The organism is bacterium (assembly GCA_035703895.1).
In the GTDB taxonomy this organism is placed as follows: Bacteria; Sysuimicrobiota; Sysuimicrobiia; order Sysuimicrobiales; family Segetimicrobiaceae; genus Segetimicrobium.
In genome coordinates this window covers 1-7,562 of the sequence record DASSXJ010000112.1, presented here as the reverse complement: position 1 = coordinate 7,562, position 7,562 = coordinate 1, and the positions used below count along the sequence as shown (strand labels likewise).

Below are 7,562 nucleotides of genomic sequence, written 5' to 3'. Positions count from 1 at the left end.
GACCCCGAGAGTTCCCCCAGGACCTCCGAATAGACCGAGGGCGCTTCAACAGCAAGTCGGGCAAGGACATTGGGGACGAGATCGGGAGCGAGGTCGATATCGTTTCCGAGGGCGGCACGAATCCGTTGTATTGTCTCTTCGCCCAGCGAAATCTTCATGTGCGTCGTCCTGGGTGGATGTTTATATATCTAGACATCAGTATATGCACGGCCTCTTCGCTGTCAAGAGGCGAACCTCTGCTCCCCAGCGAAGTGTGGCTCTCATGACTCCGGCGTCTGTACGAGAGAGCCGCCTGCTGCGGGCTGACGCGCTGCGATGGGTATGCGATCCCGCCGAACTGGGCTTCAAGGCGACGAGCGACCTGCCGACCGAGACCACGATCGTCGGCCAGGAACGCGGGAGGCACGCGCTCCAGTTCGGACTGGGGATCGACCAGCGCGGCTACAACATCTTTGTGAGCGGGCCGCCGGGCACGGGCCGTACCACATATGCGCGTGGAGAGGTGGACCGGCTCGCCGGGACGCGACCGGTGCCCTGGGACTGGTGTTACGTTCGCAATTTCGCCATCGCGGACCAACCTGTCGCCATATCCCTGCCGCCCGGCCAAGGCGCGGCGTTCCGGCAGCACGTCGCGGAGATGGTCGCCGAAGTCCGGGGCGGCCTCAAGCGCATGTTCGTGAGCGAAGCCTACGAGCAGCGGCGCGCGGAGGTGACCAAGCGGTACGAGCAGCAGCTCGCCGATATCTTCCAAGGACTCGAAGGACAGGCCAAGTCGCGCGGCCTTGCGCTCCAGCGAGCGCCGACAGGCGTCATCACGATCCCGGTAGACCTCCAGGGCCGCCCGATCTCGCAGGAGGTGTTCCAGGCGCTGCCCGAGGCGGAACGCGAGCGTATCACAGGCCGGATGAAGGACCTCGAAGAGGTGATGACCGAGGCGCAGCGCAAGGCGCGGGCGCTCGAGCGGGACGGCCGCGAAGCGCTGCGCGAGTTCGACACGCAGACGGCCAAGGCGGTGATCGACGGACCGGTCGCCCACCTCAAGGACCAGTACCACGACCATCCGCAGGTCATCGCCTTCCTCGACGCGGCCGAGCAAGACATGCTCGATCATCTCGCCGAGCTGCGCGCGGCGGGCGACGATGAGGCGGGTGAGCAGCAGCGGCCGGAGCTCCCGTTCCTCCGCCGGGATCCGTACGCCCGGTACCAAGTCAACCTCCTCGTCGACCAACGGGGGACGCGCGGCGCGCCCGTGATCTTCGAGACGAATCCGACCTACTACAACCTGGTCGGCAGGGCGGAGTACCGGGCCGAGTTCGGCGCGCTCATCACCGACTTCACGATGATCAAACCCGGCGCGCTCCACCACGCCAACGGGGGGTACCTGCTGCTCAACGCCCGGGACGTCTTGACGAACCCGGGCGCCTACGAGGGCCTCAAGCGCGCCTTACGCAACGGCGAGATCCGCATTGAGAACCTCGGCGAGGCTGCCGGCCTTATGCCGGCGGCCTCACTCAGGCCGGATCCCATCCCGCTCGACGTCAAGGTCGTCCTCATCGGGACCCCGGACATCTACCATCTCCTCTACGCGTACGACGAGGAGTTCGAGAAGTGGTTCAAGATCCGGGCCGACTTCGACGTGGTCATCGATCGCACACCGGACTCGCAGCGAGCCTACGCCCGGGCGATCGCAGGGATCTGCTACCGATCCGGCGCCTGCCACTTCGACCCGTCCGGGGTGGCGGCCGTCCTCGAGCACAGCGCCCGGCTGGCCAGCAGCCAGGACAAGCTCAGCACCCGATTCAACGAAGTGGTCGAAATCATCTACGAGGCCGCGGCCTGGGCCCGCCAGAACCAGAGCCAGCTCGTGACCCGCGAGCACGTGCGCCGCGCCGTCGAAGAAAAGGCCTACCGGAGCAACCTGATCGAGGAGCGCTTGCGAGAACTGATCGAGAAAGGCGTGATCCTCGTCGACACGGACGGGCAGGTGACCGGCCAGATCAACGGGCTCTCGGTGCTGCAACTCGGGGACTACACCTTCGGCCAGCCGAGCCGGATCACGGCGCGGGCCTTCGTCGGCAGCCGCGGCGTCGTCAACATCGAGCGCGAGACCCAGATGTCGGGGCGGATCCACAGCAAGGGCGTGTTCGTGCTCTCGTCCTTTCTCGCCAGCCGGTTCGCCCAACAACACCCCCTGAGCCTGTCCGCCTCGCTCACGTTCGAGCAGTTGTACTCGGACGTCGACGGCGACAGCGCCAGTTCCACGGAACTCTATGCGCTCTTTAGCGAACTCTCGGGCCTCCCGATCGACCAGGGGATCGCGGTCACCGGCTCCGTGAACCAGATGGGCGAGGTCCAGCCGATCGGAGGCGTCAACGAGAAGGTCGAAGGCTTTTATTACGTGTGCAAGGCGAAGGGCCTCACCGGGCGCCAGGGGGTCATCATCCCCCACCAGAACGTCCGCGACCTGATGCTCCGCGAAGAAGTCGTAGGGGCGTGCCGGGAGGGCCGGTTCCACGTCTGGGCGGTCCGATCGGTGGACGAAGGGATCGAGATCCTCACCGCCACCCCGGCCGGGCAGGCCGACGCCGAGGGGCGCTTCCCCGACGGCTCGGTGAACGGCCGGGTCGCCCACCGTCTCGACAACCTGGCCCGGCGGTTTCGTGATTTCACTCCAGTGCCACCCCCCGAGGCCCCCCGGGAAGAACCGCCGAAAGACGCTCCCCCCAAGGACACACCGCCACCCCCGCCATCGCCCCCAAAGCCATCCTAGGACAGGATCCCTCACCCCCTCCTTAGGCGGGCCGCATAGCGCCGTCCCGTCCAGAACCCCGGATTCATGGGCATTAAATAGAAAGCATCTTTGGGGAGGGAAGAATTCGCCCTCGAAGTGCCCAGGAATCTTCGCCGGTGAACAACGACGCCGCCGGGAGCGCCCCGGCACCTGACCAGACTGGCACGCGGGCCCGTCAACAGGCCGTGGTGGCCACGCTCGGCCACCGCGCGCTGTCGGGGGTCGAGGCCTCCTCGCTGATGAGCGAGGCCGTCTCAGCCGTCGCGCGGGTACTCAAGGCGTCTTACTGCAACATCCTCGAGTTGATCCCGGGAATCCAGGCGTTTCGATTGTGCGCGGCGATCGGTTGGAAGGACAACCCCCGCGACAACGTCCCGGTCCCCGGTGGACCCGATTCCCAGGCCGGGTTCACGCTGACCTCCCCCAGGCCGGTCGTCGTCGAAGACTACATGAAAGAGAGGCGGTTCAAGACGCCGGCGTTCGCTCCCGGCCTGCCTGTCGCAAGCGGCGTGAGCATCGCGATCCCCGGACGCGAGCAGCCTTTTGGGGTGCTGGCCGTGGGGTCTGGCACTCCGCGGACGTTCAATGAGGAAGACATCAATTTTCTGCAGGGCGTCGCGAACGTCCTGGCCGCCGCGGTGGAGCGGCGGAGGGCGGAGGAGACCCTCAAGGAGACCAGCCAGCAGCTCCGCGCGCTCGTCCACGCCGCACCCCTTGCGGTGATCTCGCTCGATATCAGCGGGTGCGTCCGCTCCTGGAACGAGACGGCGGAGCGGATCTTCGGGTGGAGCGCGGACGAGGTCGTTGGAAAGCCCGACCCCATTCTGTCCCCGAGCCACCGTGAGGAGCTCGTCGAACTGCTCGAGCGGGTCCTCCACGGCGAGGCGTTCACCGAGGTGGCGACGCAGGTCGCCAAGAAGGACGGCGAGCTGGTGGAGGTCTCGGTGTCAGTTGCCCCCATCTACGACGCCGGGGGGACGATCAACGGGATCATCGCTGTGGTCGCCGACCTGACCGACCGCCGGCGTACCGAGGCGGCGCAGCAGCAACTCACGGAGATCATCGAGACCACGACCGACTGCGTCATCATCACCAACGTCCCGGGCCGAGGATTCTATATCAACCGGGCGGGCCGGCGGATGCTGGGTATCGGTCCCGACGACGATGTCTCCGGGGTGGACCTCCCCGACCTCTACCCCGGGGAGACCCGGGCGTTCCTCGTGAATGAGGCGATGCCGACCGCGGTGCGCGACGGCGGGTGGAGTGGAGAATCGGTCCTGGCCAGCCGCCACGGACACGAGATCCCCATCTCCATGGTGATGATCGCTCACAAGGGACCGGAAGGCGCCGTGGAGTTCTTCTCGATCATCGCCCGCGACATCAGCGATCAGAAGCGGTTTCAAGCGCAGCTGGTGCGGCTCGCCACCCACGACCACCTCACGGACCTGTACAACCGGCGGCGCCTCGAAGAAGAACTGGACCTCCACCTGGCGGAGTCCCGCCGGTACGGCATCCACGGGGCGCTGCTGTTCGTGGACCTGGACCAGTTTAAGGATGTCAACGACAGCCTCGGACACCTCGTCGGAGACCAGCTCCTCGTCCACATCGCGGGGCTGCTGCGGGAGCGGCTGCGCGAGACCGATATCATCGCCCGGATGGGTGGCGACGAGTTCGCGATCCTGCTGCCGCACACCGACGCGGACCAGGCGCAGGGGCTCGCCATGACGATCATCGACGCCCTGCAGCGGAGCACGATCACCGCCGAGGAGCGGCCCATCAACGCAACCGCAAGCATCGGCATCGCCCTCTTCCCCGAGCACGGCGTCACGGTCGGCGACCTGCTCGCCCGCGCCGACCTGGCGATGTACCAGGCGAAAGAAAATGGCCGGAACCAATGCAGCCTGTACGAGCCGGATCGGGACTGGCAGGCCGCGATCGCGTCGCGCCTCAACTGGCAGCGGCGGATTCGGGAGGCGCTGGAGCAGGACTTGTTCGTCCTCCAGGCGCAGCCGATCCTCGACCTGCGGGCCGATGCGATCGCACACTATGAACTCCTGCTCCGCATGACCGGCGAAAAAGACGAGATCATCCTCCCCGGGGCGTTTCTCGACACGGCCGAACGGTTTGGGCTGATCAACGCGATCGACCGTTGGGTCGTGAAGCGCGCCATCCGCCTGATCGCGGCGCACCGGAGAGCGGGGCGGAACCTCAACCTCGTCATCAACGTCTCAGCCAAAGCGTTCTCGGACCCCGAACTCCTGACGATGATGAAGCGCGAGATGGGCGTCTGGTCGATCGACCCGGGCAAGCTCATCCTGGAGGTCACCGAGACGGCGGCGATCACCAACATCTACCAGGCGGAGAAGTTTGTGGCGGCGCTCAAACAGATGGGGTGCCGGATCGGCCTCGACGACTTCGGAGTGGGATTCGCCTCGTTCTACCATCTGAAGCACCTGCCCGTCGACTATCTCAAGATCGACGGGAGCTTCATCCGGGATCTGCCGAGGGACCCGGTGGATCAACAGCTCGTCGCGGCGATGGTGGCGGTGGCCCGCGGGCTCGGCAAGGAGACGATCGCGGAGTTCGTGAGCGACGCCGAGACGGTGGAGCTCCTGCGGGAATACGGGGTCGACTACGTCCAGGGGTTCCATATCGGCGCCGACGCAAAGGACGTCACGTCGATCGTGATCGACCCCGCAACCGCGATCAAGCGCGGGTAATTCGCCTCCCGCGGCGGCCGGGCTTTCTGCGGGCCGGTACCGGCCACAGCGCAGCGGTTCGCCGGGCCCGACGACCTCCCAGCACGGTCCAGATCCGATCGTAAATGGCCTGCAGCCCGACGCGCGTGTCGGGATCGTGCCGGCGGCCGCCGGTCAGATAGTCGTGGAGCGCCCGCAGCGCGATCCCCGACGGCATCTGCGCCAGGGTCCGGCCGTTCACTCGGGCAACGGTCTCGAGCTCGACGATGGCTTCCTCGAACCGCTCGTCCGGCAGTTCCTCCCCAGCGCGCTGGCGGCGCGCGTGCACCAGTTCGTGCACGATCGTGAATCGCTTCTCGGCCTCTGAGAGACCCGCTTCCACCCAGATCTCATTCCCGTCCTCGCCCATGTGCACCAAGCCGGCGTAGGTCGTATCGCGACGCAAGGCGAGGCTGCGAAACCGCCGCAGGTGCTTCTCCTGGATGACGTAGCCCCGGCGTGGGAGACGAGCGAAGGTGGGCGACGGCCGGGTGCGCTTTCGGCGTTTCGACATGCTCCTCCTCCGATATCGATCCTCGATCCCTCTTGCGTACGCGGCGCACGAGATCCGAGTTCAACGGCAGGGCCACCCTCGGTCCCACCGAACTCCCATCCGGATGATTCACACACCGCTCGTTTCGTGGTGCTGGCGCGCGCTCCCGGGTTGGGGAAAGCGCCTGATCCTCTGGTTAAGTAATGCCCATTTCGTCGTCGGCGCTGTCGCAGTCGTCCACGACAGAAACGGCCGCGTCCTCGTCGCCAGGCACACCTACCGCGCCGGCCCTCCCTGGGGGCTGCCCGGGGGATGGGTGCGTCGCGGCGAGGATCCCGCCGAGACGGTGGTCCGCGAGGTCCGCGAAGAGACCGCGCTCGAGGTCGAAGTCACGGCTCCCCTGACGGTGCAGGTGTCGGGTCCCGGGCATCTCACCTTGATCTACAGGGCGAGGCTCATCGGCGGCACGTTTCGGCCGAGCGGGGAGGTGCCCGAGGTCAGGTTCCTAGAGCGAGGAACGTGGCCGGCCGGGATGCGCGCCGACCACCGCGCCCTCATCGAGACGTACGCGAGTGAGGACCAGCGCGTGGCCGATTGAATCCGCACGAGGCGACACCTCTTTGCGGACGGTCCCGGGTGTGATAAGGTGAGAGCCGAAGTACCGTGCCCCCATCGTCTAGGTCGGCCTAGGACATCGGCCCTTCAAGCCGGTAACGCGAGTTCGAATCTCGCTGGGGGCACCAAACGATCCGCTGCAGGCGACTGACGACCCCACGGTTTTTCTGATTTTTCACGGGTTTGCGGGCTACCCCGGGCGGCAGGGGACTGTACGCCGCTGCGCTCCGCGGAGCTTCGAACAAGTGCAATTTGAGTGCAGCCTGCCACCCCTCGGAGAACACGATCTCGTCGATCCACTCCGCCCGACGCCGGGGCACGGACTCCATCAGATGCCCATAGGTGTCGAGCGTGAACCCAGCCGAGTAGTGGCCCATCTGCCGGGCGATATAGAGTGGGTTCTTTCCGGCCGCAATCAAAAGGCTGGCGAACGTGTGGCGTAGGTCGTAGGGCCGGATCCGACGAACACCTGCCTCCTCCAGCGTTCGCTGCCATGCATCGTATATCGTGTCGCGGCTGAAAATGCCGCCGTCCGCCCGCGGAAACACGATCCCCTCGCGGCCCTGGAGCGACTCCAACACCTGGCGCACGGTCGGCACCATGTCCCCGTCACGCATAAATGACCCTCCTGAAAGGACTGACCGTGTGGCCGCTGATGCGCCTTACATGGTTTGCGCATCAGCGCGTATGTTTCAGACCCCAGTCCTTGAGGGCGCGCAGCACCGGCCCGAGCTCGCGGCCCTTGGCGGTGAGCAGATATTCCGCACGCGGGGGGTGTTGCTCATAGAAGCGCCGCTCGACCAGATCGGCCTCCTCCAGAGTCTTGAGGCGGGCGGACAGCGTATTGGGGCTGATGCCCTGAAGCGACAACTCAAGATCGAGGAACTTGAGCGGCCCTTTGCGCAGCAGGTCGCGGATAATCAGG

The 7,562-nt window shown here is 66.2% G+C and carries 5 protein-coding genes and 1 tRNA gene; 4 read left to right on the top strand and 2 right to left on the bottom strand.

From position 1 onward, the window contains the following. The first annotated feature begins 262 nt into the window (after positions 1-262). Positions 263-2,770: an ATP-binding protein gene (locus VFP86_07740; GenBank protein HET8999519.1), complete on the top strand. Its 2,508-nt coding sequence runs from the start codon at positions 263-265 to the stop codon at positions 2,768-2,770. Between the two features lie 137 nt (positions 2,771-2,907). Then, positions 2,908-5,511: an EAL domain-containing protein gene (locus VFP86_07735; protein ID HET8999518.1), complete on the top strand. Its 2,604-nt coding sequence runs from the start codon at positions 2,908-2,910 to the stop codon at positions 5,509-5,511. Here VFP86_07735 and VFP86_07730 read toward each other — a convergent pair. Then, entirely contained in the window at positions 5,498-6,043 is a 546-nt protein-coding gene (locus VFP86_07730; GenBank protein ID HET8999517.1) for an ImmA/IrrE family metallo-endopeptidase, read from the bottom strand. The two genes, VFP86_07735 and VFP86_07730, sit on opposite strands and share 14 nt — an antisense overlap. A 103-nt stretch (positions 6,044-6,146) precedes the next feature. Here VFP86_07730 and VFP86_07725 point away from each other — a divergent pair, with 103 nt between their 5' ends. Further along, a complete protein-coding gene (locus VFP86_07725) occupies positions 6,147-6,620 on the top strand; it encodes an NUDIX hydrolase (GenBank protein ID HET8999516.1) in 474 nt (157 codons plus the stop codon). 67 nt (positions 6,621-6,687) lie between these two features. Further along, a tRNA-Glu gene (locus VFP86_07720) sits at positions 6,688-6,765 on the top strand. 550 nt (positions 6,766-7,315) lie between these two features. Here VFP86_07720 and VFP86_07715 read toward each other — a convergent pair. Further along, positions 7,316-7,562: helix-turn-helix domain-containing protein (locus VFP86_07715; protein HET8999515.1), on the bottom strand; the 247-nt coding region annotated here is incomplete at its 5' end.

Excerpts from the sequence above, each read along its gene's own strand:
- VFP86_07725 (HET8999516.1), top strand. The coding sequence starts at position 6,147 with ATGATTCACACACCGCTCGTTTCGTGGTGCTGGCGCGCGCTCCCGGGT.
- VFP86_07730 (HET8999517.1), bottom strand. The coding sequence starts at position 6,043 with ATGTCGAAACGCCGAAAGCGCACCCGGCCGTCGCCCACCTTCGCTCGT.
- VFP86_07740 (HET8999519.1), top strand. The coding sequence starts at position 263 with ATGACTCCGGCGTCTGTACGAGAGAGCCGCCTGCTGCGGGCTGACGCG.